Here is a 25,686-nt window from a genome sequence, read left to right on the forward strand (position 1 = left end):
CGGAGTCGCCTGATGGAAGCCGTCGCGCTGCATTACTGGTGGTGGATTCTCGCGCTGGTGCTGATCGCCGTGGAGGTGATCCTGCCGGGCTACTTCATGTTGTGGATCGGCATTGCTGCCGGCGCCACGGGGCTGGTGGTGCTGGTTTTTCCTGGCCTGTCGACACTCGGGCAGGCGCTGGTGTTCGTGGTGTTGGCGTTTTTGTCCTGCGCTGCGTACTGGTACGGCCTGCGTCCGCGACTGATGCGTAATGAGCCGGGCGATGCGCGGCTGAACCGGCGTGGGGAGCAGAAGATCGGGCAGCGTTACGTGTTGGTGGAGGCCATCGTTAACGGGCGTGGCAAGGCCAAGGTGGGGGATAGCCAGTGGCTGGTTCGCGGACCGGATTTGCCGGTGGGGAGCATGGTGGAGGTGGTTGGGGTGGATGGGACGACGTTGTTGGTGAGGGCGGTGGAGTAGGGGGTTTGTGCGCTTACTCGTCGTTCTGACGAATGTCGGACAAGCGTGAGGTACGCTTTTAGCTCCCTCTCCCCTCCGGGGAGAGGGTTGGGGTGAGGGGTGGGTGCTCGCGGTAACGTTTATTCCCCTCACCGTCATCCCAGCGAAGGCTGGAAGCGCTTCACAACAGCCGAAGGCTGGTCATCCAGTGACTTTGCTCTTTCGCCGTAACTTAGCGATACCGCACCCTGGCTCGCCTGCGGCGGGCTTCCGCCCTCCTGCCGGAGGCCGGGTCACTTCTCTTTGCGTGGCCAAAGAGAAGTAACCAAGAGAAAGGCCACCCCGATGGCGCGCCTTCCGGGCTGATAGCCCGGAAGGTACGCGGGCGGGTTACGGGGTTTTTCGACAGGGCTTCCTGCCCTGACGAAAAACTGGCCGGCATCCATGCCGGCCACCCTGCGGGCTATTCCTCCACCCGCCCGCCGCGCCATAGGGGCCCGGAGGTCAAGAGCGAAAGCCAGAGCCAGGGCGGCGCGCGACGCGCGCCAGAAGCCAAGTGCAGAGCGGAGGCCAAAGCCAAAGCCAAAGCCAAAGCCAAAGCCAAAGCCAAAGCCAAAGCCAAAGCCAAAGCCAAAGCCAAAGCCAAAGCCAAAGGGCATCGAGGCGTACGTGCGCGTGGAACATGGACACGGCTTCGCCAAGTGCGATGCGCAGCTTCGCTGCGCGAGCCTGACGCTCTTGATCTGAGGGGCCCCTGTGCGGCGGTGAGGGTTGGACGATCAGGCCCCGCAGGGGTGCCTGGCATGGATGCCAGGCACTTTTCGTCAGGGCAGGAAGCCCTGTCGAAAAGCCCGGCCGACCCTCACGGACTTGCCGGGCTATCAGCCCGGCAAGCGCCAAGCGGGGTGCTCTTTCTTTTGGTTACTTTTCTTTGAGCAAGCAAAGAAAAGTGACCCGGCGATCGGCAGATCGTCGGAAGCCCGCCGCAGGCGAGCCAGGTCGCGAAAGCACCACATCAGCGCCAAAAAGCAAAGGCCAGAGATAGAAACGTTACCGCGAGCACCCACCCCTCACCCCAACCCTCTCCCCGGCGGGGAGAGGGAGCCAAGAGCGCACTTCGTCCGCAACGAGCGCCAACAGACGTCGTGCATAAAAACGAGAAGACACACAAACCAAACCCAAACACCCGGCATCCACGCCGCTGACAATAGCCATCCAAATCAGTTCTACTACCCCCATGCACCTCGCCTCACACATCTCCCGCATCACGCCGCTCGCGGCCGCCACCTCGTGGACCGCAACGCGATGACTCACCCCGCCATCGTCACCCCGTTGGTTTTGGCACCGCTGAACACGCGCATCGCGTTTCTGCTGGAGCTGGCGCGTCGCTTGCACCAGTACGGTACGGCGGCACCTCGCCTGGAAGGCGCCATTTTGGGGTCGGCGCAGCGCTTGGGCTTGCAGGCGGATGTGTGGTCCAGTCCTACGGCCATCATCATTTCCTTTACGGATCTCGCTCAGGGCGAGGACGAGGTGGCGCAGGTCACGCAGGTGATGCGGCTCGCGCCGGGCGACGTGAATCTGGCCCGGCTGTGTGAGGCAGATGCCATCGCCGACAAGGTGATCGCGGGCGATATCGAGTTGCGAGAAGGGTTTCGCTTGCTGCGTGATCTGGGGCGTCCCGATACCCGTCGCGCGCAGGCGGGTGTGATTGCCAGCTACGGGTTGGCGGCCGCCAGCGTGGTGGCGTTGCTGTTGCACAGTTCGTGGGCGGATCTCATCACGGCGGCACTGATCGGTCTGATCATCGGCAGCATTACCGTGCTGTCGGCGACGCGACCCCGGCTGGCGGTGGCCAGTGAGGCGATCAGTGCGCTGGTGGGGACGATCATTGCCATCGTGGTCAGCCAGTTTGTGGTGCCATTGGCGATCAAGTCGGTGATTCTGGCGGGCTTGATTGTGTTGATGCCGGGTATGGCGCTGACCACGGCGGTGCGTGAGATTTCCAGTCAGCATCTGGTGTCGGGCGTGGCACGCATGGGTGGTGCCATTGCGACGTTGATCAAACTGACTTTCGGTACGGTGGCGGCAACGCAGCTGTGCCATGCGTTTGGTGTTGAAGGGCGAGACTATGCACTGCCGCCGTTGCCCGCGTGGACGGATTATCCGGCGCTGATCGTCGGCGCCTTTGCTTTCGCCATTTCCTTCCGCGCCGCGCGGCGCGATTGGCTGGTGGTGATGGCGGCGGTGGTGCTGGGTTATCTGGCAACCCGCTGGGGTGGTGCGTTGGCAGGGAAAATTCCCGCGGCGCCGTTTGGCGTATTCCTTGGTGGACTTACGCTGGGCAGCCTGGCCAATCTTTATGCGCGCTTTGTGCATCGGCCGGGTGCGATCATTCGCGAGCCGGGCATTATCCTGCTGGTGCCGGGTAGTGTGGGATTCCGCAGCGTATCGTCTTTACTCGAACGCGATACCACGCTGGGACTGGATACCGGCATGCTGCTCATTACGCTGTTGATTGCATTGGTGGCGGGATTGTTGTTTGGCGATTTGCTGGTCGCGCCGCGCCGCTCTCTTTGAATCGGATATTGAAATGAAAAACGCCGGCGCATGGCCGGCGTTTTTTATTGGCAGAACGGATGGCGATCAGATCGCCAGATCCTTTTCTTTTTTGCCGGCCTTCAGCGCATCGCTGAACCAGCGCGGGCGCTTGCCGCGGCCCGACCAGGTCTGCTCCGGGTCAGCCGGGTTGCGGTATTTCGGGGCTACCGTGCCGCCGCTGCGGCGGCCCTTGGTGGTACGCGCGTGGCCGAAAATATCCTCGAACGCATAACCTTCAGCTTTGATCAGCGCATGGATCTTTTCGCGCAGCTTGGCCACTTTTTCTTTGCGCAATTCGTTCTGGCGTTGCTGGGCTTTGTTGATCAGGTCGTTCAGCTGATTATGGTTGAGACTCTTGATGTCAACTGCCATACGTGACTCCCGGGGGTAAGTGTGGCTGCATAAAGCGTGTGCCGCGACATTAGGCGGGACATCTTTAGGGGTTTTTGATTCTCGCTGATAGATACGCTTATTGCAAAACATTAAGAAGTATTAATGAAGATGCAAATGAATTAGTTGCAGCTGGGATTATTTCGCGCAATGCAGGGCCCACTCATGGGCTGAAGCTCGCATTCTGGCGTGCAAAAAGAAAACGGCCGCTATAGCGGCCGTTTTCCGTCACCCATGACAATGCCGCTTATCCCAGCAGCGTAAACAGCTCATCCTGGGTAATGGCACGCGCTTCCGCTTCATGGCGAGCGCGGTATTCCAGCGTGCCGGCGGCGAGGCCGCGTTCGCTGACCACCACGCGGTGCGGGATGCCAATCAGCTCCATGTCAGCAAACATGGCGCCCGGGCGCAGGCCGCGGTCGTCGAGCACGGCTTCGATGCCGCGCTGCTGCAGCTCGCGATAGAGCGTTTCAGCGGCCTGGGCGATCTCCGGCGAGTTCTTGGGGTTGATCACGCACACCGCCACGCGCCACGGCGCCATGGGTTCGGGCCAGATGATGCCGGCCTCGTCATGGCGCTGTTCGATAGCGGCAGCCACGATGCGGCTGACGCCGATGCCGTAGCAGCCCATCAGCATCACCTGGGCCTTGCCGTTCTCGTCGAGCACCGTGGCCTTCATCGCTTCGGCGTACTTGTTGCCGAGCTGGAACACATGGCCCACTTCGATGCCGCGCGCCATGCGCAGAGTGCCCTTGCCGTCCGGCGAGGGGTCGCCCTCGACCACTTTGCGGATGTCATCCACGCGGGTGACGCGGGCATCGCGATCCCAGTTGGCGCCGGTGTAGTGGGTACCGTCCTGGTTGCCGCCGCAGACGAAGTCGGCAAGCACGGCCGCGCTGCGATCAACAATGACCGGGATGCCAGCAGGCAGACCCGCCGGGCCGATAAAGCCCGGGCGTGTGCCGGTAAGGGCGAGGATCTCTTCTTCGGACGCCAGCACCGATTCGCCCGGCATCTCGGCCAGCTTGCCGGCCTTCACTTCGTTGATCTCGTGATCGCCGCGCACGCACAGTGCCACCAGGCCGTCGGTGCCGCGCACGAGAATGGTCTTTATGCACTGCTGCGGCGACACCTTGAGGAAGGCGGCGACGTCATCGATGGTCTTCTGGATCGGCGTGTCCACGCGCTGCAGCGCGGCAGCCGGTGCCGGGCGCGCCGTGGTCGGGGGCAGGGCCTCGGCTTTCTCGATATTGGCGGCGTAGTCGGAGCCGTCGGAGAACGCGATGGCGTCTTCGCCCGACTCGGCCAGCACCTGGAACTCGTGGCTGGCGTTGCCGCCAATGGCGCCGGTATCGGCCTGTACCGCGCGGAACGTCAGGCCCAGACGGGTGAAGATGCGCGAGTAGGCCTGGTACATGGCGTCATACGTGCCGGCCAGCGAGTCCTGCGTCAGGTGGAAGGAGTAGGCGTCCTTCATCAGGAATTCGCGCGCGCGCATCACGCCGAAACGCGGGCGGATTTCGTCGCGGAATTTGGTCTGGATTTGATAGAAGTTCACCGGCAGCTGCTTGTAGCTCTTGAGCTCATTGCGCGCGTAGTCGGTGATCACTTCTTCGGCGGTGGGCGCGTAGCAGAACTCCTGCTCTTTGCGATCCTTGATCTTCAGCAGTTGCGGGCCGAATTTTGCCCAGCGGCCGCTTTCTTCCCACAGCTCCTTGGGCTGGATGGTGGGCATCAGCAGTTCGACGGCACCCGCGCGATCCATTTCCTCGCGCACCACCTGTTCGACCTTGCGCAACACGCGCAGGCCCAGCGGTGCCCAGGTGTACAGGCCGGCGGCCAGCTTGCGGATCATGCCGGCACGCAGCATCAACCGATGGCTGGCGATTTCGGCGTCGGCGGGGACTTCCTTGACGGTGGCCAAGTGGAACTGGCTAAGGCGCATGCGAACGGATCCGGCGGTGAAAGAGGCCGATTATAGCGATGCGTGGTGCCTGGGGGCCCGTACAAAATCCACGGGTTACCCACCGTCGTGTCCGTATCGACCCCTTACCGCCATCCCCGCTTGACCAGCCTTCGGCTGCTGAAACGCGCCTCGCAGGGATGGCGGCGGGGTGACGATGGGCTATGCAGCGATGTGGAACCCCGGCTCAGCCGCCCGGGCAGAACTGCCGGTACTGGGCTTCGGCCGTCGTGGTCTGCTGCTGGCGCTGGTCGGCGTCGATCAGCTTGTCCTGGCCGTCCTGTTGCATCACCACCGGGCCGCTGCCCTTGAGCGTGTCGATGTTGTGCTTTAGCGAGTCGCACAGTTTGGCGCGGTTTTCCGGCGTGTCCTGCACCGGCAGCGAGGACTGGGCCGGCTTGGCAGCGGTCTGGCTGGCGTTGCTGCTGGGCGAGGCGGGCTCCGGGGAGGCCAACGGCTCCACTGCGCCAGAGGTGGTGACCTTGCTGTATTTGGTGCCCTGCGGCGGCGGGGCATCGGAGTAGTGCACCGTGCCCTTGGCATCGGTCCACTTATAAGCCTGGGCGGCGACCAGGGGCGCAGCGAGCAGCAGCGCGGTGGCAATCAACAGGCGACGCATGGTGTACTCCGAGGCTTTTGACAGGGTGCGCATTTGTTAACACTGCCTTCGGCCGGACTCAAGCGGAGGATGGTTTACACTGCGCGTATTCCGTCACGGATTGATTCATGAGCGACAGTACGCCCGTCCGGGCCCCTCGTCACCGGGGCATTTACCTGCTGCCGAACCTGTTTACCACCGGCGCGATGTTTGCGGGTTTCTACGCGATCGTGGCGAGCATCGGCGGGGATTACAGCTCGGCGGCCATTGCCGTGTTCGTGGCGGCCCTGCTGGACGGCATGGACGGCCGGGTCGCGCGTTTGACCAACACGCAGACCGAATTCGGCGTGCAGTACGACTCCCTTTCCGACCTGATCAGCTTTGGCCTGGCGCCGTCGCTGGTGATGTACACCTGGTCGCTGGCGGCGCTGCGCGACTATGGCCCGACCTGGGGCAAGATCGGCTGGGCTGCCGCCTTTATCTATGCCGCCTGCGCTGCCTTGCGCCTGGCCCGCTTCAACACCCAGGTCGGCGTGATCGACAAGCGGTATTTCCAGGGCCTGGCCAGTCCGGCGGCGGCGGCAGTGTGCATGTCGTTTGTCTGGAGCATGGACAAGTTCGGCATCCTGGGCGCCGAGCTGTGTTTCATCACACCGGTGATCGCGGTGGTGGTGGGCCTGCTGATGGTCAGCCGCTTCCGCTACTACAGCTTCAAGTCGTTGCCGATGGGAGACCGCGTGCCGTTCCTGTGGGTGCTGATCGGCGTGCTGGTGCTGATACCGTTCTTTATTGATCCGCCGCGCGTGCTGTTTGTGGTGTTCACGTTGTATCTCTTGTCCGGCCCGGTGATGACCCTGTGGGGTCGCGCCACGCATCGCCGCCGCCGGGGTGTGGCCTGATGGCCGCTGCCCACGCTCCCATGGCCCACCGCGAACGCGTGTTGCGCGCGCTGGGCGTGACGCCGTGGGTGCGCCGTGTGGCTGCGTCAGCCAGTGTGGTCGCTGAGGAGCTGGTGCCCGAAGCCGTGGGCGCCATGGTCGCGGGCGAGTGTGTGGTATTGCTGCCTGCAGGCTGCTCGCCGCGAGAACTGGATCTGGTTGGCCGCGCGTTGTTGAGCTTTGGCCCGGCCGTGGCGCGAGCTCCGCGCATCGAAGTCGCAGACGGCAAGTTGCCTGCTACACCCGAGGCGCGTGCCTATCTGGTATTCGGCGAAGCGCAGGCGCATGCGCTGGGCCGTGAGTTGCCCGCTGCGGCGCTCAGCAAGGCGCACATCGTGTTGGCTGACGAGCCGTCCAGTGTGCTGGGCTCGGCGGTAAGCAAGCGTCGCCTCTGGAATGCGCTGCGTAGCCTGCGGCGCGCCTTGGCGCAGCCAACGGAGTGACCGCTTATGGTCGCCGTAGCCCGCCCTCATGCTGAGATCCGTGCCATGCGGCGTGATGACCTTCCGGCCGTGGCGGCCATGGAGGCGGCGTCTTATGACTTTCCGTGGACCCAGGGCATCTTCGGCGACTGCCTGAAAGCAGGCCATCCGTGCTGGGTGATGTGGGTGGAAGGTGTCATGGCCGGCTACGGCGTGCTGTCCGTTGCTGCCGGCGAGGCGCATGTGCTCAACGTGTGTGTCGGGCCTGCTCATCGCGGGTTGGGGCTGGGGCGAGTGCTGCTGCGGCGCCTGCTGGATATTGCGCGCTGGAACGGCGCAGGGCGTGTGTTTCTGGAAGTGCGTCCGTCGAATCCGGTGGCGCAGAATCTATACCGGTCGATCGGCTTCGAGGAGATTGGCCGCCGGCCGAGGTATTACCCGGCCAAGGATGGGCGGGAGGACGCCATTGTGATGGCGTTCGACCTTGTCGAGAGGAGTGAGTGAAGAGAAGTGAGAAACGAGAGAGAGCAGGCCGCTTTTCTCTCACTTCTCACTCCTCTTCACTATTTTCTCCCGCTTAGCCCAGCTTCTGCGACTGCTCGCGAAGCGCCGTGAGCTGCATGCTCCAATCGGTGATGCGCTGACGCTCCTGCGCCACGACTTCCGCCGGTGCATTCGCCACGAAGTTGGCGTTGCCCAGCTTGCCTTCGCACTTCTTGATCTCGCTTTCGATGCGGGCAATTTCCTTGCTCAGGCGGGTCTTTTCCGCACCCAGATCGATCAGTCCTTCGAGCGGAATCAGCACGCGCATCGAACCCACCACGGCGGCGGCAGCGGCAGGTTCGTTGGCGCCGGATTCGATCCATTGGGGTGCATCGACGCGTGCAAGGAAGCTGATCTGCGCGGCGAACTTGGCAGCACGCGCGCGATCGGTGGCGTCGCCGTCGGCGAGCAGCAACGGAATGGTCTTGCCCGGCGCGATGTTCATTTCCGCGCGGATGCGGCGGATGCCGCTGAGCACGTTCTTGAACCATTCGATCTCGGCGGTCGCCGCGTCGTCCGCGGTGATGTCGTCAGCACGCGGCCACGGGCGCTGCATCAGCACGTCGCCGGTGAGGCCGAGCTTCGGCGCAACGGACTGCCAGATTTCCTCGCTGATGAACGGCACGATGGGGTGTAGCGCACGCAGCACGGTTTCCAGCACCACCACCAGCGTATGGCGGGTGGAAGCGGCGGCTGCAGCGTCGTCGCCATTCAACGCGGGCTTGGAAAGCTCCAGGAACCAGTCGCAGAACTCGTTCCAGGTGAACTCGTACAGCTCCTGCGCCAGCAGATCGAAGCGATAGCTGGCGAAATGCTGTTCCACGTCGGCCAGCGTCTGCTTGAGGCGCGTGAGAATCCAGCGCTCGGCCTCAGTCACCGGCGCGCCGTTCGGCGCGGGCAGCGGGCCTTCCGGCAGGTTCATCAGCACGAAGCGGGCGGCATTCCACAGCTTGTTGCAGAACGCCTTGTAGCCTTCGGCACGCTTGATGTCGAAGTTGATGGTGCGGCTGTAGCTGGCCAGCGCGGCGAAGGTGAAGCGCAACGCGTCGGTGCCGATGGCGGGAATGCCGCTCGGGTAATCCTTGCGAATACGCTTCTCCACCTTCTCGCGGACCTGCGGAATCAGCAGCGACTTGGTGGACTTTTCCACCAGCGGCTCCAGCGCAATGCCGTCGATGAGGTCGAGCGGGTCCAGCGTATTGCCCTTGGATTTGGACATCTTCTGGCCTTCCGCATCACGCACGATGGCGTTGATGTAGACCTCGCGGAAGGGCACGCGACCGGTGAAATACTTGGTCGCCATCACCATGCGGGCGACCCAGAAGAAGATGATGTCGAAGCCGGTGACCAGCACTGCGCTGGGCAGGAAGATCTGGTCGTGCTGCCAGTCGGCCACGATCTCGCCGCGCTCGTTTTTCACCGGGCCCTGCATCGGCCAGCCCATGGTGGAAAACGGCCACAGCGCCGAACTGAACCAGGTATCGAGCACGTCGTGATCCTGCGACAGCGCGCCGACCGGCTTGATGGTGGCATGCGCCAGTGCATCGGCCTCGTCTTCGCCGACGAAGATGTTGCCCGCCTCGTCGTACCACGCCGGAATGCGATGGCCCCACCACAGCTGGCGGCTGATGCACCAGTCCTGGATGTTGTCCAGCCACTGCGTGTAAGTGGTGCTCCAGTTGTCCGGCACGAACTTGATGTCGCCGCCGCGCACGGCGTCCAGCGCCGGCTCGGTGATGGCCTTGCGGCCGCCCGGACGTCCATCCGCCTGCACGTCGGTGGTGAGGTCGAGGAACCACTGATCGGTGAGCATCGGCTCGATCACCGCATCCGATCGCTGGCTCACCGGCACCTGCAGCTTATGCGGCTTGGTTTCGACCAGCAGGCCTTCCGCTTCCAGATCCGCCAGCACGGCCTTGCGCGCTTCATAACGATCCATGCCGCGATACTTCTCAGGCGCGTTCTCGTTGACCTTGGCGTCCAGCGTGAAAATGTTGATCGGCGCCAGGTTGTGACGCTGGCCAATAGCGTAGTCGTTGAAGTCGTGCGCCGGGGTGATCTTGACGAAGCCGGTGCCGAACTCGCGGTCGACGTAGTCGTCGGCAATCACCGGAATCTCGCGCCCGCTCAGCGGCAGACGCAGCATCTTGCCGATCAGGCGGGCATGGCGCTCGTCTTCCGGATGCACCGCCACGGCAACGTCGCCCAGCATGGTTTCCGGACGCGTGGTAGCGACCACGACGCTGTCGGTGCCATCGACCGTGAGGTAGCGGATCGACCACAGATGGCCATCACGCTCGACGTTGTTCACTTCGAGATCGGAGACGGCCGTGCCGAGCAGCGGATCCCAGTTCACCAGACGGTTGCCGCGATAGATCAAGCCGGCGCGGTACCACTCCACGAACACCTTGCGCACGGCTTCCGAGAGACCGTCGTCCATGGTGAAGCGTTCGCGCGACCAGTCAGCGGCAGCACCGATGCGGCGCATCTGGTTGGTGATGGTGGAGCCTGACTCCTCCTTCCAGCGCCACACGCGTTCGATAAAGGCTTCGCGGCCCAGGTCATGGCGGGTCTGGTCGACGGCGGCCAGCTGGTTCTCCACGATCTTCTGGGTAGCGATACCTGCGTGGTCCGTGCCCACCTGCCACAGCGTGTTCATGCCGCGCATGCGCTGGTAGCGGATCAGCATGTCCATCACGGTCTGCTGGAAGGCATGGCCCATGTGCAGCGTGCCGGTGACGTTCGGCGGGGGCAGCAGGATGCAGTACGGCTCGCCTTGACCGGAGGGTTTGAAATCGCCGCTGGCTTCCCAGCGGGCATACCACTTCGACTCGATCTGGCTGGGCTCGAAACTCTTGTCCATCGGGGGCTCGTCAGTGCGCGCCGGGCTGGGCGCGGGGGGAATTGTTATGGAAGGGTCGATTGTACGGGCGGGGGGCGTGGGGTGCCAAAAGAGCCGCTCATTTGCTCCCTCTCCCCTCCGGGGAGAGGGTTGGGGTGAGGGGGCGGGGCTTGCCTCGGTATACCGTGCAAAAAGGGAGAGGATTTTCGGTAGGTAGCGCTCTCGCGAGCACCCGCCCCTCACCCCAGCCCTCTCCCCGGAGGGGAGAGGGAGTTAAACAGGTTGCTTCAGCCCCGCAGCTGGCGCCCGTAAGCGTGGACTTCGTCCACCAGCACCTTCACGTGCTCCGGGTTGACCTCGGGCGTGATGCCGTGGCCCAGGTTGAATACGTGGCCGGGGTGGTTGCCGTAGCTGTCGAGCACGCGGCGCACTTCGTGGCGGATGACGTCCGGGCCGGCCAGCAGAATGGAGGGGTCGAGGTTGCCCTGCAGGGCAACCCGGCCTGCCACGGCCTGACGGGCGGCGGCCAAGTCGACGGTCCAGTCCACGCCCAGCGCCGCACAGCCGGTGTCGGCCATGGTGGCCAGGTGCTGGCCGGCGCCCTTGGAGAACAGGATCACCGGCAGCTCGCGGCTAGCCGGGTGAGCCTTGAGAGCGTCCACCACCTGGGCCATGTAGCGCAGGGAGAACTCGCGGTAGGGAGCCGGGCCGAGCATGCCGCCCCAGGTGTCGAACACCATCAGCGCCTGGGCGCCGGCGGTGGCCTGGGCGATCAGATAGGCCGCCACCGACTGCGCCAGGGTTTCCAGCAGCTGGTGGGCGAGCACGGGCTCGTTCCAGCACATAGCCTTGAGATGGCCGAAGTCGCGGGAGCCATGGCCTTCCACCATGTAGCAGGCCAGTGTCCAGGGGCTGCCGGAAAAGCCGATCAGCGGCACGCGGCCATGCAGTTCTTTGCGGATCAGGCGCACCGCATCCATGACGTAGCGCAGCTCACCTTCCATGTCCGGCACGCCGAGCTTGTCGATGTCGGCCTTGGTGCGCACAGGGTGGGCGAACTGCGGGCCTTCGCCGTGGGCAAAGCTCAGCCCCAGGCCCATCGCATCGGGAATGGTGAGGATGTCGGAGAACAGGATCGCCGCATCCAGTTCGAAGCGTTCCAGCGGCTGCAGGGTTACTTCGCAAGCCAGTTCCGGGCTCTGCGCCAGCGCCATGAAGCTGCCGGCGCGGGCGCGGGTGGCGCGGTATTCCGGCAGGTAGCGGCCGGCCTGGCGCATGACCCAGACGGGCGTGGTGTCGGTGGCTTCGCGGCGCAGCGCGCGCAGGAAACGGTCGTTTTGAAGCGCTTCGGTCATGACAAATCCTGAAAGCGAGGAGTGAGTTAAGAGGAGTGAGAGGTGAGAGAGAGCAAAGGGCGCCTCGCCAATACATGCCTTTCTCTCACTTCTCGCTCCTCTCCACTCACTCCTCAAGAACCATAAGGGCCATCCATGCCCTGGCTGAACATCACGCGGAAGCCGCGTTTCAGCTGCGCGTCGCGAGCCTTCTCGAAGGCGGCGATGGCGTCGTCGCGTTCAAGAAACTGATCGCGCTTAAGCGTGGCCTTGCCGCCCTGCACGCCAGATTCGCGATAAAGCGTCCAGCCGCCCAGCAGATCCTGCTCCAGTGCGATCTGGACATAGCGCGGTGCCTCGGTGTTGGCGGGCATGGCTTGCAGGTATAGGCGCATGGAGTTCAGTGTCGAAGGAAGAGGGCACGATGCCGCAGAACCCGCATTCTAGAAGGCTTGGCCCCCCAGGGGCGAGTGCGGCGATGCGTCGCGTGGCGTGGTCGCGCACACGTGCACTCCTGCAAAAGAGCGCTCGCCCCGTAGGAGCGCACATGTGCGCGACCACCGACGAAGCGGGTCTGTCAGTGAGTAGCGGCCTCCAGCACCGCCATCACGTCCGCTTCATTCACGCCACTGACGATCTCCGCGCGGCCGATGCCTCGCCACAGAATCAGCCGCAGTGTGCCGGCCAGGTTCTTCTTGTCCAGTCGCATCAGGGCGAGCAACTGCTCGGGGTCCATGCCGCCCGGGATCGCTGTCGGAAGCCCCACCGCGTCGAGAAGCCGATGCAGCCGCCCGGTATCGGCCGCGTTGCTCATGCCCAGGCGCTCGGACAGTTGCGCGGCCAGCAGCATGCCGATAGCCACGCCCTCACCATGCAGCAGCACTTTGTACTTGCCTGCGGTTTCCAGTGCATGGCCGAAGGTATGGCCGAGATTGAGCAAGGCACGCTCGCCCAGTTCGGTTTCATCGCGTGCAACGACGCCGGCCTTGTACTGCACCTTGCGCGCGATGGCCTCGATCAGCGGCGCCGTCTCGCGTGCGTTCAACGCATCGGCGTTCTGCTCCATCCAGGCGAAGACGGCGGGATCGCCAATCGCCGCTCCTTTCACCACTTCGGCGAGCCCCGCCCGATATTCGCGCTGGGGCAGGGTGGTCAGCGTGTCGGTGTCGGCCACCACGGCGCGCGGCTGGTGGAAGGCGCCCACCAGGTTCTTGCCCGCGGGCAGATTCACGCCGGTTTTGCCGCCAACGGAGGAGTCCACCATCGACAGCAAGGTGGTGGGCATCTGGATGAAGTCGATGCCGCGCATCCAGCACGCCGCCGTGAAACCGGCGAGATCGCCCACGACCCCGCCACCCAGTGCCACCACGCAGGCATCGCGCGTGGCGCCCAGTTGGGCGAGTGCGTCCAGCGCGAGTCCGACATTGGCGAAGGTCTTGTGTGCTTCACCGTCGCCGAGCAGGAAGGACGACCACTGCAAACCATCGAGACCTTCAGCGATGCGTTCCATATACAGCGGCGCCACCGTCGTGTTGCTGATCACCAGCGCATGCCGGCCGCGCAGCGAGGCGCGCCAGCGGGCGTGATCGGCAAGCAGACCGGGGCCGATCCACACGGGATAGCCGCGCTGGCCCAGAGTGACGTCGATGATGCGGGGCGGGGTAGGCGTGGTAGTCATGCGGCCTGTTGGCGTTGCCAGTGTTGGTCGATCAACAGAATGCTGCGCGCAGCGGCAGCGTGAACCTGCTCATGGGCACCAGGAATCACCAGGTCGGCGATGTCCCGATACAGCGGCGTGCGTTGCTGGGCCATCGAGGTGAGTCGTTCCGCACGATCGCCGCTGGCGAGCAGGGGGCGCTGGCGGTCTTGCGCCAGTCGTTCCATTTGCTGCTCCAGCGTGGCCTGCAGCCACATCACAAATCCGCGTTCGGCCAGCAAGCGCCGGTTGGCCGGATCGAGCACCGCGCCGGCCCCGGTGGCCAGCACGACGCCGCTACGGCGGCTGCATTCGTCCAGTAGCTGGCTCTCGCGTTGACGAAAGCCCGCCTCACCCTCGATCTCGAATACCGTACTCACCGGCACGCCACATACCCGTTCGATCTCCTGGTCGAGATCGACGAAGTTCAGCCCATAATGCTCGGCCAGCCGACGCCCGATGGACGTCTTGCCGGCACCGGTCGGGCCAACGATGAACAGGTTGCACGATGGATTCATGGGTTAATGCTAACAGGCGCAAATGCGCGGGGCGTCGCTACATGGCAGGAACAGCGGCGTGAGCGCGCGCGTGTTGATTGCCGGATGTGGTGACGTGGGCCTGCGCGTGGCGCAGCGTTTACGCGCGCGTGGCGATACGGTGTGGGCATTACGGCGCAGCATGGCCAGGCCCGACGACGGCGGCATCCAGTGGCTGCAAGGCGACCTGACCCGGCCGGCGTCTCTTCGCGAGCTACCTGCGGGTATCACCCATCTGGTGTATCTGCCCACGCCGGATGCGCGTGATGCAGCGGCCTATCGTGCGGTGTTCGTCGATGGCTTGCGGCACCTGTTTGATGCGCTCGATGCCGGCGCCTTGCAGCGCGTGCTGCTGGTTTCTTCCAGCGCCGTTTATGGCGAGCACGGCGATGCCTGGGTTAACGAGGAGACGCCGCCCGATCCACCCGGCTTCAACGGCGCCACCCTGTTGGAGGCTGAGCACTGGCTGCTCGCACAACCGGTGTCGTCGGTGGTGTTGCGTCTGGCGGGTCTTTACGGCCCCGGCCGCCTGCAGTTGATCGAGCGCTTGCGAGCGGCCACCGTGCGTGTGCCGCGCGAGACGGCGCATTGGGCCAATCGCATACACGTCGACGACGCGGCGGCGGCCATCGTGCATCTGTTGTCGCTGGCCCATCCGATGTCGCTTTATCTTGGCGTAGATGACACGCCGCTGCCGTTACACGTGTTGTACGACCAGCTTGCCTCGCTGGCAGGTGCCCCCATGCCCGACGAAGGTGCTTCGCCACCTGGTGTGGGGAGTAAGCGCCTGAGCAATGCGCGGTTGCGCGCCAGCGGTTTTGCCCCGCAATGGCCCGATGCGCGCGACGGCTATGCGGCGCTGTTACAGCGCGGCGTGTGAATCAGGCGAGGCGCCAGTAGCACGGCCATTCAAGTTCGACATGCGTTCACTCAAGGAGAAACTCCATGCCAAGCAACCTCCCGCTCCACATGGTCAGCACCAGCAACGAACTGCCCGGTTACCGCATCGTTCGCCCGATGGGCATCGTACGTGGCATCACGGTGCGTTCGCGCAGCGTGATCGGCAATCTCGGCGCGGCGCTGCAGACATTGGTGGGCGGCAATATCTCGATCTACACCGAGCTGTGCGAACACGCGCGTGAAGAAGCTTTCGAGCTGATGCTTCGGCATGCCGCCGAGCGCGGTGCCAACGCGGTGATCGCCATGCGATACGACGCCAACGATGTGGCGGAGGGTGTGACCGAAGTGCTCGCCTACGGTACCGCCGTGCTGGTCGAGCCGCACGCCTGATGTCGCAACCTTTTAGCTGTGATTGAGAGCAATCACGTGACGGTCGTTGTCGTACTCGACGGTGGTGTCGGCCTGCTCGGGCAGCGTGGCCAGTGCGTGCCGGCTAAGACGTTCGTAATGGGCAAGGAAACGCACCATGGCAGCGGCATCCATGGCCAGCGGCGCGTGGCGAGCCAGGAGTTCTTCCTCCTGCTCGCTGCGCCATTTGCGCACGATGTCCCATCCAGGCGCTTGCAGCACGATCAATGCGTCCAGCTTGCGCCATAGTGGCTGATAGCCGCGCAGCTGCTTGTTGACCCAGTGGCGCCAGACGCCCTCAGGGTCTTCATCCTGCTCAAGGCTGTTGACCGGTTCGTCCAGCGCGGAAAGCAGTTGAGGACGCAGACCCAGCGCCCAGCCTTCCAGAATCACCAGCTTCGGCGGCCTCGCAACGCGCGGCCACTTTGACGGCGCAATGCGCGTGTCATGGCCTTTGTCGAAACGCGGATAACTGACCGGCAGCTTCTCCGACGCCTGCGGCAAGGCAGCCAGCACCGACATCAACAGCTCGATCTCGTGCGTGCCGGGCACGCCCCGGGTGCGCAGCAGGGGATGGATCTGGTGCGCCAATACGTCGCGCTCGCTGCGCGAGTAATAGAAATCATCGAGCGAAAGCACCTCGGTCGGCCAGCCGCGTGTTTCAGCCTGGGCCTTCATTTCCCGGGCCAAAGTGCTCTTGCCGCTACCTTGCAGGCCCGACAGGCCAAGCAGGTATGGGCGGCGTGAACGGGCTATGCGACCGGCGTACTGGTCGAGCAGGTGCCCGGCCAAGGTCGAATTCTGCGTGCTAGCATCTGGCGACATCCCGCCATGATGGCGCGCGACGGCCACGATTCAAGACCCCATGCTGAAACAAGAGATTCTTGACACTTTCCTGCAACTTCTGGACGAAGCCGGGACGAGCGGCGAGCCCGAACCCTCGGCGATGAATCTGGCGACGGTCGATTCGGCCGGGCGCGTGAGTTCGCGCATTGTGCTGCTGAAGGGGGCCGACGAACGTGGCTTCCGCTTCTACACCAATTATCAGAGTGACAAAGGCGCGCAGCTCGACGCGCATGCCCAGGTCGCCCTGTGCTTCCACTGGAAGCAACTGCGCGAAGCCGTGCAAGTACGGGTGGAAGGCGTGGCACGCAAGCTGCAGGTGGAGGAGTCGGACGCGTACTTTGCCAGCCGTCCCCGTACCAGCCAGATCGGCGCCTGGGCTTCGTTGCAGTCGCAGACCTTGCCCGATCGCGATACCTTCGAGCAACGCTTTGCGCGTTACGAGCACGAGTTTGAGGGTCGTGACGTACCGCGGCCTCCCCATTGGGGCGGCTTCGTGGTCGAGCCGGATATGGTGGAGTTCTGGTACGGCGCGGAATATCGCCTGCACGAGCGCGTACGCTGGAGCCGACACGGCCAGACCTGGACCAGCCGGCTGCTTTATCCTTAAACCATCACCTTTTTGGGAGGCATGAAGCATGCGTGCAGCGCCCGCCGATCACGTCGCCCAAAATGGCTTTGTCGTACACACCCGCGGCCGCGGCTTCACCGAGATCACCGACAAGGTGGGTGAAGTGGTGGCCGCCAGCGGCGTGCACACGGGCATGGCCAACATTTTCAGCCTGCACACCAGCTGCTCGTTGCTGATCAGTGAGAACGCCGACCCCACCGTGCGAGACGATCTGGAGCGCTGGCTGGCTCGCGCGGTACCCGACGGCGACGCCATCTTTCGCCACGATGAGGAAGGCCCTGACGACATGCCGGCCCACGTGCGCGCGATCCTCACGGGCGTCAGCCTGGTGGTGCCGGTGCATGCAGGGCGGGTGCAACTGGGCACATGGCAGGGCATTTTTCTATGGGAACACCGGCTCGATCCGCATCAGCGCAAGATCACGGTGACCGTGCTAGGACATTGAAGGCGTGACCGAACAACGCAGCTCCACTGACCATTACCCTCAGCGTATCGTCTGCCTCACCGAAGAGCCTACCGAAGTGCTGTACGCGCTCGGTGAAGAGCATCGCATCGTCGGCATTTCAGGTTTCACTGTGCGCCCGCCAAGGGCACGCAAGGAAAAGCCTAAGGTCTCGGCATTCACCAGTGCGAAGATCGATGAGATTCTGAAATTGCAGCCGGATTTCGTCATCGGCTTCTCCGATATCCAGGCGGATATTGCGCGGGAGCTGATCAAGGCTGGCGTGGAAGTGTGGATCAGCAACCATCGCAGCGTGGACGGCATCCTTGCGTATATCCGCCGTCTCGGCGCCATGGTGGGCGCGGCCGACAAGGCGGAAGCCTATGCGCAGAAGGCTGAGCAGCACATCGCTCAGATCCAGGCTGCCGCGGCGAAATTTGATCGGCGCCCGAAGGTGTATTTCGAGGAGTGGGACGAGCCGCTGATCGTAGGCATCCGCTGGGTCGCGGAGTTGGTGCGCATCGCTGGCGGTGAGGATGTGTTTCCGCAGATGTCGGGCGAGTCGCTGGCCAAGCACCGCATTCTGGAAGATGCGGGCGAGGTGGTGCGTGCTGCACCGGACATCATTCTTGGTTCGTGGTGCGGGAAGCGCTTTCGTCCGGAGCGGGTCGCGGCGCGTGTGGGTTGGGATGCGATTCCTGCCGTGCGCAGCGGCGATCTTTATGAGATCAAGTCGCCGATCATTTTGCAGCCGGGGCCGGCGGCGTTGTTCGACGGACTCGAGGCGATGCATGCGATTTTTGCGGAGTGGGATGAGAAGCAGCGTGGGTGATTGTTGTTCTTGCCACGCTGTTGGGTGAGTGATCGCGATGTAGGCAGGTTGTGCGAGGCGCGCTTCTACTCCCTCTCCCCTCCGGGGAGAGGGTTGGGGTGAGGGGCGGGTGCTCGCGGTGGCGTTTCTATCCCTCACCTTTGTTCTTTCGCCCTTATTGACGGTGCGGCGACCTGGCTCGCCTGCGGCGGGCTTCCGAACCGCTGCCGCGGTCCGGGTCACTTCTCTTTGCGTGGCCAAAGAGAAGTAACCAAGAGAAAGGCCACCCCGATGGCGCGCCTTCCGGGCTGATAGCCCGGAAGGTACGCGGGCGGGTTACGGGGTTTTTCGACAGGGCTTCCTGCCCTGACGAAAAACTGGCCGGCATCCCTGCCGGCCACCCTGCGGGCTATTCCTCCACCCGCCCGCCGCGCCATAGGGGCCCGGAGGTCAAGAGCGAAAGCCAGAGCCAGAGCCAGAGCCAGAGCCAGAGCCAGAGCTAGAGCTAGAGCTAAAGCTAGAGCTAAAGCGGCGCGCGGCGCACACCAGAAGCGGCACCCGTGGTTTCCCTACACCTATGGTTCCCTTGTAGGAGCGCACTTGTGCGCGGCCGCAGCGTTTCGTCGTTGCCGCTCCGTCGGCTGGTCGCGCACAAGTGCGCTCCTACAGAAAAGACGCGTGACGAATGGCGATGCGATGTGCCGCGCCAGCGGCACGAGCCTTTGCGCTTTTGATCTGTGGGGCCCCTGTGCGGCGGTGAGGGTTGGACGATCAGGCCCGCAGGGGGATCGGCATGGATGCCGATCCCTTTTCGTCAGGGCAGGAAGCCCTGTCGAAAAGCCCGGCCAACCCTCACGGACTTGCCGGGCTACCAGCCCGGCAAGCGCCAAGCGGGGTGCCTTTTCTCTTGGTTACTTCTCTTTGGGCAAGCAAAGAGAAGTGACCCGGCCTCCGGCAGGAGGTCGGAAGCCCGCCGCAGGCGAGCCAGGTCGCGGGAACGGCCACAAGAGCGAAAGGCACTGGATGACCAGCCTTCGGCTGTTGTGAAGCGCTTCCTGCCTTCGCAGGGACGAAGATGCCCAGTGCGGATGGTGGAAAATAATCGGTAAATCAGTCGATTACATCGGCACACCTAAAGCCCTATACGGAATACGGACACAGGTACGGAAACATTCTTTGCAATCCCGGCCGTAGCTCGAAATGAATCATTGCGAACTGCGGCGCACAGACAAGGTGCTTGCGTTCGCCCCTTCACGGCGCGACCACCGGTGCGGGCCAACTCACACGCGACTGCGTGGCATCCCGATGAGTGGATCCATGTTCGTCGCCGCTTGCGCTGGCTGCAAGTCAGAGGGTTCTCGCAATGGCCGTGGCAATGGCCTTGGCCATCCCATGCGCCAGCTCCTGCGTTACCTGGGCATCAGTGTCCCCATATCGCTCTGGCATGGCATCGGCGTCCCTTGGAAGGCTGTAGATCGCCCAAGCGCCAACCCAGCCCTCGACTCCCGGCAGGCTCACTTGCGCCGCCGTGATGCACACCAAAAACCGACTAACGATGAGTTTCTCTTGAGTGACAGAAGCCATGCGTGAGCGACCAATTTTGTTGTCTGGCCCAATGGTCCGCGCTGGTCTCGAAGGGTGCAAGGCGTGGCCATCCTTCATCTGTTCCAGCGAATCGGGCAGTGAGACACCATGGGCGTAGGCTGGCGCCATGAGTCTCATATGGGTCTGCCCGCCACCAGGTGATGGGAATGTCGTTCTCGCTCAAAGCGCGAGCGGTCACGTCACCCTTGCCACCATCCGTAAGGTTGGCGACGAGTGGGAGTTCACGTTCGAGCGCGGCGCGCGCAACCCGGGACCTCACAGGGCACTGCACCTGGAGTGGGCAAAGAAGCAGGTCAAGGGTTACTTGCTGCCCCGCATGAAGCGGCTGGTGCGCGAGGACGAGATACCGCAATTCTGTGGTTACCCGGCGTATGAGAGGCCGTCCATACGAGTTGATGCCAATGGACTTCCTTTCGTTACGCCGCCTGTGTCGAAGCGACCGGCGCGGCTCAGGTATCGCTGATTGATAAGGCGGTGAGATGGTGCGACTGGCCGCGCGCGCCGCGAGTTGGCATGCGTCATACTTTTGCGACGTTTCCACCTTGCACTGGCAGGAGTCGCCCATGGCATCGTCAGGCCCGCAAACGAAGCAGTATCGGGATATCGAGATTCGGTTTGGATATGACATCGTCACCGACCTCCACTATGCCCATTTCACGTTACCCCCGGCGAAGTTAGGTACGTCTGAGTTTCAGCAGAATGTCCCGACGGGAATGGCGGACCCAGTCCCCCAGAATCCATCTCCGGTAAGAGCGTCCACTGAGGCAGATGTCCTCCGTAAGGCACGCGCAGCTATCGACGCCCATCTGGCGGCCGACGGGGGCCATTCGGGGACGCGGGGTGGATGAAGGCTTATCGGGAGCGGTGAAGGCTTCCGGCGATCCCCAAAGGTTAGCCTCTGGAACATGTCACCGGGGGCCGATCACGGTACCGACCTGTTTTCGTTCGCGGCCATCACGGACGAACCGCTGCCGGAAGTCGCGGCGGCTGGCCATGATCGCTGCATCATTCCGATTAAAAACGAATGCCTTGATGCCTGGCTAAGCCCCGACCCCAACAACCTCGCAGCCATGTACGCCATTTTGGATGATCGACCGCGCCCGTACTACGAACACCGATTAGCCGCCTAATAGACCTCTACTCGCAGGAGTGCGCTCAACATGCAGGCATGGAAAGAGAAGTTCGAAGAGGTTGCTCACAAGTGGATCTGCGATGGCTACTCATCAGATGTTCGGTTTGTGGCGAGAAAGCAAAATCATTCCGGCAAATTTGAAATCCTTTGCGCCTCGGTGGGTTTCATGCCGTTGCCCCTTGATACGCACAAGGAAAGCAGTTTTCAGGTCAACATCGGGGACTACTTCATAGGACAGATCGTCCGCAATGGCGTCACCCAAGACGAGTTGTATGCAATCTTGAATTCCGCCCTCTCTGGCGAGGTGCAGGCATACGGAATTCAGATGGAGCTGCACGACCGGGAGAACGCATTCGTCTCGGGTGGTTCGCAAGACAACGAATGGTTTCAGCTGCTCTCTGCTCGCACGACTTCGCGCTGGAAGGACGACAACCTCCTTCACAAAATCTACGCGCACGATGACGGACTGAGGCGATGCCCGGTCCCGTTTGATGGAGCAAGTGACCTAATGAACTGGCTTGGATTTCAACACTATCTGAATCAGAACAGCCCCCCAGTGATAGAAATCCATGTTGCCAGCCCAGTCGACATCTCACTTTCGGATACGAAGCTTGCAGGCGGAAAGCTCAACGTTCAGTTGATTGCACATCCAATGCTCGACACCGACTCAGTGCGCTTGGCCCTACGCGTGACGCCAGACAAAGGGGTTTCATTGCGTAAGCAACTTGCCAACAAGGTGCGTTGGGGACGTACTAAGAACGGTCGAAGGATTGGAAGAGCCACAGTTGCGATGCATTCAGCGGAGGGCGCGCTCCTAATGCTAAGCGTCGACGACAAATACGTTCGACGACACTGGTGGGTTGATCCATCGGCATCGCGAAACGAAAGATATCTGGCAGTTCAGCAGTTCGACCCCGAACTAAAAAGAATCAAGCACGGACTTCTTGAAACCGGAGAATCCCAAAAATTCGAATTGGCCGTCGCGGCATTACTGTACCTGCTTGGCTTCAATCCATGCGTTCAACTAGAAACACAGTCCCCGGATATCGTCGTGATCACGCCTGGCGGTCAGATTGCAATTGTCGAATGCACCCTAAGAACAGCTGACGTTGCAACAAAGGTCGGCAAGCTCGTTGACCGTCGCGAACAGCTAGCTCGAATATGGGCGGCTACACGAAGAGGTGCATCCGTACTGTCTATCCTTGTCTGCCAGACTGACCGAAGTCAGGTGAGCGCTACGGATGTTGAGCTTGCCCAGAGCGGCGTCTTACTGATTACGCGGCAATGGCTATCGAACACACTCATCACACTACGTTCCCCCAACGATCCTGACTTGTTGTATCAGAGCGCAAAGCAACGATTGAGTGACCTGATCAAAGCCACAAATACACCCAGGCAAAAGAATTAGGAACCTAATTCCCGGTGGGAGACGGCAGTTCGTCTCGTGCCAGCCGATCCCAACTTGCCAGGTCGGCAGCACTCCATTCTCACTACGGATCAGCTGACCCTGCGCCAAGCCGCGAGTCACCTGGCGTTTGTCGCACCCTTCCCTTCGGGCTAATTCGTGCAAGGTTATGGATTCGACACTGGGGCTGGATACCTTAGTTGCCATGCGAACTGTGAGTTCGAACCGTTCCAAAAAAGGGGGGAAATTCCAGAATGCGGGAACAGTGTTAGAAACGTGCAGCTGGCGTGAAAACGCGGCGCGAATGTCCCGCGTCACGCTAAGGCGTAGGAAGGACCCAAGCATCTAGCAATGTTTGCACGCCTGTGACAATTCGCCGCTATTAGCGTCTTGCCCCCCTACAAGGGTGGGTAACAGAACGCCCAATGGGCGTACAAATTTGACTTCACACCCGGCGCCGTTGCCTGGGATGAGAGGTTCATGCAATGAGAAAGATGGTTTTCCGGCGCACGATGGGCGTCTTGGTCCTAGGGTTGGCCGCCATGGGCGCGCATGCGGGCACGGTGAATTGCACCACCGCCGCGAGCTATGCGGAAAAATTCATTTGTTCGGATGCGCATGCGGCCGCGTTCGATGCCAATTATGCTGAGCACTTTGCGTTGCTAAAAAGCCACGCGGCCGACCCGGCCGCCTTTGAGGCAAAAGAGCGCGCGGCGGTGGCGGATCGTAACGCACGCTGCCAAACATCCGCGTGTGTGCTGGATTGGTATATCAGGCGCAATGGCACGATGGTGGCGGAAGCCTACCCACCCCAAATCCCGCCGCCTCCCGCGCTCGGCACCGCGTCACGCTGGCAAGCATTACCGGGAACCACGCGAGGCTTTTATGCGCCACCCGACTACGCGGGCGCGCACGCTGCATTGCTGGCACTGCCGGGCACGGCCCCGGGTGCGGTGGTGGTGGGCGTTATGCACATGGGCGCTCCCTCATGTATGGAAGTCGCCCCGGACGCGGTGAAGGATTTACCTGACGATAAGCTGATCGTGAACGCTGCAACGTATGCATTTAAGGCATCGTGCATGGGCCGCGATGAAATCTTGGCGCCGGCTGGCGCGGCGGATCGGGAAGGGATGATGCGCGCCGCCCGCACGGGTCGCGTGATGGTCGGTAATGTCACCTTTACCACGGTCGGCTTTGACGCCATCGCCACCGCATTGCGGCGGCCGTGAGCGCACACACGTACACCCCGGGAAGCCCTGCCGCCGATGCCGTCCGCGTCACCCGTGAGGGCGTGGGCTTGACGCAAGCGGAAGCGGCCGCCGTGGTCTACGTCAACCTGCGAACGTGGCAAAAATGGGAAGGCGGCGAGCGCACCATGTTGCCGGCCGTCTGGGAATTGTTCTTGCTCAAAACGGGCGATCTGACGTTGACGCTATGACTCATCAACTATCGAAAGAATACGCATGAATATGATTACTCGCTTACCATCTTTCTGCGAAAACCACGACAGGGGGACAATATGAAGTGGCTACTTGTTATTGCGGCCGCGCTTTGCATGGCGGGCTGCACGAATGGTTACGAAAAGTTCTACCGCCCGAACCCAGCCGCAAGTTCAGCCGTAGTAGCCGCCCATCGGGCCAGCCCACCGCCAGCCCAACCAATACTTGACCATACTGGTTTAGTTGGTGACGCGCTGGTAAAAGCCTATGGGGCGCAAGGCTATGTGGTCCTGGGCTATTCGTCCTTTAACGCCGGTGGGAGTCAATCCGATGCCGGCGCGTTGGCTCAAGGGCGCGCAGTGGGGGCTGACTTAGTGGTCATTGCCAATCCTGCCTACACGGGCACGCAATCCGCTGTCATTCCAGTAGTGACACCCACATCTTCGACTTCGTACAGCAGCGGCACAGCGACTGCCTACGGCACGGGTGGCTCTGCTACAGCGTTCGACAACAGCACAACAACGACGTACGGCACACAGACCAATTACATCCCCATGCACGTTGACCGCTACGATTTTCTAGCGGTCTATTTGGTGAAGTTCAAAGTCCGGCTTGGCGCTCAAGTCGTCGATTTGTCCCCGGAGCAACGGCAGGAACTGCAATCGAACCACGGTGTGGCAGTGGTCGGCGTGGTGAATGGCAGTCCTGCTTTTGATGCCGACATTCTGGTCGGAGATTTGATCATCACGATGGACGGCAGGCCCATTGGCGGCAGCGCCGACTACGCAGCCTTGCTCGATCAAAAGGCGGGGCGGCGCGTTGCCCTCACCATTAATCGGCATGGCAGTATCTTTGCCAAAGAAGTCACGTTGAATCCGTAACTCAAAGCCAGCGCAAAAGAGCCAGCCGGCGGCGGTGCTGAATGACAACCGCCACTGGCCCATCCAATGAAACGCCCAGGAACCCACACCGACGCGCGGGGAGGGGGAGAAGCGCGCCTACTTGGACGAGGAAGCGCATGCCGATGTGCTCGCGAACTTCACGATCGACAACCCCCTTAGGCGCGATGCGCGCTGCCCACTACTCACAGGGGCAACTGACTGGAGCAGATCCGGAACTGCAAATAGTGAACCTTCAAATGGTGGTTCATCGCCATTTGGATCGCTTTCGCATTGAGCAGACTTCATCTTCTTTTGCCCCAGCCAACCTTTCTTGGAGTTTGTCGGGTGGGCAAGGGCGATGAGGCGATTCACATCTTTCGTTTAGGGAAACGCAAGAGATCAGGAGGTCCTTCCTGACTTGGTGTGTATTTCGCAGGCGACTCCATCTTTCACAACCACCGCCGAAATGGCCTTCGCCGAATTGGACGCCAAGGCCGTACATTGGGCCCACTCAGACATAAGTTCAGGCGAGCCAGGCAAGAGGTCCACGGATCGCAGTTCCTGCAGAATCTGCCCAATGTCTGTCTGTCCCTTTCGAAACCGCGCATCAAGAAAATGCACGACGGCAGAATAAGCCTGATCCATTGCTAAGCCAGTGGCAGCCCCCGATGGACTACAGTCCGCAAAAGTTTGATCCACCACCGCCTTCCAGTCTTCTTCAATTGCGGCATCGAGTGGCACGCCATCGATCAGTGCCATGCTGCCCAAAAGCGAAGGAAGATCATCCCAGCCCAGCTGCTCATGCAAATTGGCGAGAAAAGTCACCATCGCCTTAAATGCAAGTTGCTCGTCCAATAACAGCCTCATAACTGAAAGCCTTGTGAGTTC

25 protein-coding genes and 1 pseudogene are annotated in these 25,686 nt (G+C 62.3%); 15 read left to right on the forward strand and 11 right to left on the reverse strand.

The annotated features are described in order from the left end of the window. Positions 1 to 12 precede the first annotated feature (12 nt). A complete protein-coding gene (locus OQE56_RS05950; protein ID WP_267222513.1) occupies positions 13 to 459 on the forward strand; it encodes an NfeD family protein in 447 nt (148 codons plus the stop codon). Between the two features lie 272 nt (positions 460 to 731). On the opposite strand, the gene OQE56_RS05955 is transcribed toward OQE56_RS05950, so the two are convergent. Then, positions 732 to 1,097: a hypothetical protein gene (locus OQE56_RS05955; RefSeq protein WP_267222515.1), complete on the reverse strand. Its 366-nt coding sequence runs from the start codon at positions 1,095 to 1,097 to the stop codon at positions 732 to 734. Between the two features lie 646 nt (positions 1,098 to 1,743). Between OQE56_RS05955 and OQE56_RS05960 the strand changes: the two genes are divergently transcribed. Continuing rightward, on the forward strand, positions 1,744 to 3,018 hold the full coding sequence (locus OQE56_RS05960; RefSeq protein ID WP_267222517.1) for a threonine/serine exporter family protein: 1,275 nt from the start codon (positions 1,744 to 1,746) through the stop codon (positions 3,016 to 3,018). A 66-nt stretch (positions 3,019 to 3,084) separates the two neighbouring features. Here OQE56_RS05960 and OQE56_RS05965 read toward each other — a convergent pair whose 3' ends face one another. The 3 genes from OQE56_RS05965 to OQE56_RS05975 form a co-directional block, all read right to left on the reverse strand. Next, entirely contained in the window at positions 3,085 to 3,411 is a 327-nt protein-coding gene (locus OQE56_RS05965; protein ID WP_267222519.1) for an H-NS histone family protein, read from the reverse strand. 265 nt (positions 3,412 to 3,676) lie between these two features. Further along, a complete protein-coding gene (locus tag OQE56_RS05970) occupies positions 3,677 to 5,374 on the reverse strand; it encodes a proline--tRNA ligase (protein ID WP_267222520.1) in 1,698 nt (565 codons plus the stop codon). A gap of 205 nt (positions 5,375 to 5,579) precedes the next feature. Continuing rightward, positions 5,580 to 6,011 carry a DUF4124 domain-containing protein gene (locus OQE56_RS05975; protein WP_267222522.1) on the reverse strand — a complete coding sequence of 144 codons (432 nt, stop codon included), beginning with the start codon at positions 6,009 to 6,011 and terminating at the stop codon, positions 5,580 to 5,582. Between the two features lie 107 nt (positions 6,012 to 6,118). On the opposite strand from OQE56_RS05975, the gene OQE56_RS05980 reads away from it, so the two are divergent. The 3 genes from OQE56_RS05980 to rimI are packed head-to-tail and all read left to right on the forward strand — an operon-like array spanning position 6,119 to position 7,854. Continuing rightward, positions 6,119 to 6,889 carry a CDP-alcohol phosphatidyltransferase family protein gene (locus tag OQE56_RS05980; RefSeq protein ID WP_267222524.1) on the forward strand — a complete coding sequence of 257 codons (771 nt, stop codon included), beginning with the start codon at positions 6,119 to 6,121 and terminating at the stop codon, positions 6,887 to 6,889. Next, entirely contained in the window at positions 6,889 to 7,371 is a 483-nt protein-coding gene (locus OQE56_RS05985) for a hypothetical protein (protein WP_267222526.1), read from the forward strand. The genes OQE56_RS05980 and OQE56_RS05985 overlap by 1 nt, the downstream gene beginning before the upstream one ends. A gap of 6 nt (positions 7,372 to 7,377) precedes the next feature. Next, positions 7,378 to 7,854 carry a ribosomal protein S18-alanine N-acetyltransferase gene (gene rimI / locus OQE56_RS05990; RefSeq protein WP_267222528.1) on the forward strand — a complete coding sequence of 159 codons (477 nt, stop codon included), beginning with the start codon at positions 7,378 to 7,380 and terminating at the stop codon, positions 7,852 to 7,854. Positions 7,855 to 7,927: 73 nt separating this feature from the next. Here the strand turns inward: rimI and OQE56_RS05995 are convergent, their stop codons facing one another. The 5 genes from OQE56_RS05995 to OQE56_RS06015 form a co-directional block, all read right to left on the reverse strand. Then, positions 7,928 to 10,756 carry a valine--tRNA ligase gene (locus tag OQE56_RS05995; protein ID WP_267222530.1) on the reverse strand — a complete coding sequence of 943 codons (2,829 nt, stop codon included), beginning with the start codon at positions 10,754 to 10,756 and terminating at the stop codon, positions 7,928 to 7,930. A 266-nt stretch (positions 10,757 to 11,022) separates the two neighbouring features. Further along, on the reverse strand, positions 11,023 to 12,090 hold the full coding sequence (hemE, locus tag OQE56_RS06000; protein ID WP_267222532.1) for a uroporphyrinogen decarboxylase: 1,068 nt from the start codon (positions 12,088 to 12,090) through the stop codon (positions 11,023 to 11,025). Positions 12,091 to 12,203: 113 nt separating this feature from the next. Continuing rightward, entirely contained in the window at positions 12,204 to 12,464 is a 261-nt protein-coding gene (locus tag OQE56_RS06005) for a WGR domain-containing protein (protein WP_267222534.1), read from the reverse strand. Between the two features lie 182 nt (positions 12,465 to 12,646). Next, positions 12,647 to 13,747: a 3-dehydroquinate synthase gene (gene aroB, locus OQE56_RS06010; protein WP_267222536.1), complete on the reverse strand. Its 1,101-nt coding sequence runs from the start codon at positions 13,745 to 13,747 to the stop codon at positions 12,647 to 12,649. Continuing rightward, on the reverse strand, positions 13,744 to 14,283 hold the full coding sequence (locus OQE56_RS06015; protein WP_267222538.1) for a shikimate kinase: 540 nt from the start codon (positions 14,281 to 14,283) through the stop codon (positions 13,744 to 13,746). The genes aroB and OQE56_RS06015 overlap by 4 nt, the downstream gene beginning before the upstream one ends. A gap of 58 nt (positions 14,284 to 14,341) precedes the next feature. Between OQE56_RS06015 and OQE56_RS06020 the strand changes: the two genes are divergently transcribed. After that, positions 14,342 to 15,181: an SDR family oxidoreductase gene (locus tag OQE56_RS06020; protein ID WP_267222539.1), complete on the forward strand. Its 840-nt coding sequence runs from the start codon at positions 14,342 to 14,344 to the stop codon at positions 15,179 to 15,181. A gap of 65 nt (positions 15,182 to 15,246) precedes the next feature. Continuing rightward, the gene (locus OQE56_RS06025) at positions 15,247 to 15,591 is read left to right on the forward strand and encodes a YbjQ family protein (protein WP_267222540.1); all 345 of its coding nucleotides are present in this window, start codon (positions 15,247 to 15,249) and stop codon (positions 15,589 to 15,591) included. A gap of 12 nt (positions 15,592 to 15,603) precedes the next feature. On the opposite strand, the gene OQE56_RS06030 is transcribed toward OQE56_RS06025, so the two are convergent. Then, complete coding sequence (locus OQE56_RS06030) at positions 15,604 to 16,434, reverse strand: kinase (protein WP_267222542.1); 831 nt, start codon at positions 16,432 to 16,434, stop codon at positions 15,604 to 15,606. 40 nt (positions 16,435 to 16,474) lie between these two features. Here OQE56_RS06030 and pdxH point away from each other — a divergent pair, with 40 nt between their 5' ends. The 8 genes and pseudogenes from pdxH (at position 16,475) to OQE56_RS06070 (ending at position 24,798) form a co-directional block, all read left to right on the forward strand. After that, entirely contained in the window at positions 16,475 to 17,062 is a 588-nt protein-coding gene (gene pdxH, locus OQE56_RS06035; RefSeq protein WP_267222543.1) for a pyridoxamine 5'-phosphate oxidase, read from the forward strand. Between the two features lie 28 nt (positions 17,063 to 17,090). Then, positions 17,091 to 17,528, forward strand: coding sequence for a secondary thiamine-phosphate synthase enzyme YjbQ (locus OQE56_RS06040; RefSeq protein ID WP_267222544.1), 438 nt, complete (start codon positions 17,091 to 17,093; stop codon positions 17,526 to 17,528). 4 nt (positions 17,529 to 17,532) lie between these two features. Further along, positions 17,533 to 18,357, forward strand: coding sequence for a cobalamin-binding protein (locus OQE56_RS06045; protein WP_267222546.1), 825 nt, complete (start codon positions 17,533 to 17,535; stop codon positions 18,355 to 18,357). A gap of 2,513 nt (positions 18,358 to 20,870) precedes the next feature. Beyond that, positions 20,871 to 21,071 (forward strand): annotated as a pseudogene (locus OQE56_RS06050) (SOS response-associated peptidase family protein); the annotation flags it as partial. A 30-nt stretch (positions 21,072 to 21,101) separates the two neighbouring features. Next, positions 21,102 to 22,481, forward strand: a complete 1,380-nt coding sequence (locus tag OQE56_RS06055) for a hypothetical protein (protein ID WP_267222548.1) — start codon at positions 21,102 to 21,104, stop codon at positions 22,479 to 22,481. Between the two features lie 539 nt (positions 22,482 to 23,020). Further along, positions 23,021 to 23,707, forward strand: a complete 687-nt coding sequence (locus OQE56_RS06060) for a lysozyme inhibitor LprI family protein (RefSeq protein ID WP_267222550.1) — start codon at positions 23,021 to 23,023, stop codon at positions 23,705 to 23,707. Beyond that, a complete protein-coding gene (locus tag OQE56_RS06065) occupies positions 23,704 to 23,916 on the forward strand; it encodes a helix-turn-helix domain-containing protein (RefSeq protein WP_267222552.1) in 213 nt (70 codons plus the stop codon). Before OQE56_RS06060 ends, OQE56_RS06065 begins: the two co-directional genes overlap by 4 nt. Positions 23,917 to 23,997: 81 nt before the next feature. Continuing rightward, on the forward strand, positions 23,998 to 24,798 hold the full coding sequence (locus tag OQE56_RS06070; RefSeq protein WP_267222554.1) for a PDZ domain-containing protein: 801 nt from the start codon (positions 23,998 to 24,000) through the stop codon (positions 24,796 to 24,798). A 399-nt stretch (positions 24,799 to 25,197) separates the two neighbouring features. On the opposite strand, the gene OQE56_RS06075 is transcribed toward OQE56_RS06070, so the two are convergent. Continuing rightward, on the reverse strand, positions 25,198 to 25,665 hold the full coding sequence (locus OQE56_RS06075; RefSeq protein WP_267222556.1) for a hypothetical protein: 468 nt from the start codon (positions 25,663 to 25,665) through the stop codon (positions 25,198 to 25,200). Positions 25,666 to 25,686 lie beyond the last annotated feature (21 nt).

The organism is Dyella silvae (assembly GCF_026421305.1).
GTDB classification, from domain to species: Bacteria; Pseudomonadota; Gammaproteobacteria; order Xanthomonadales; family Rhodanobacteraceae; genus Dyella; species Dyella silvae.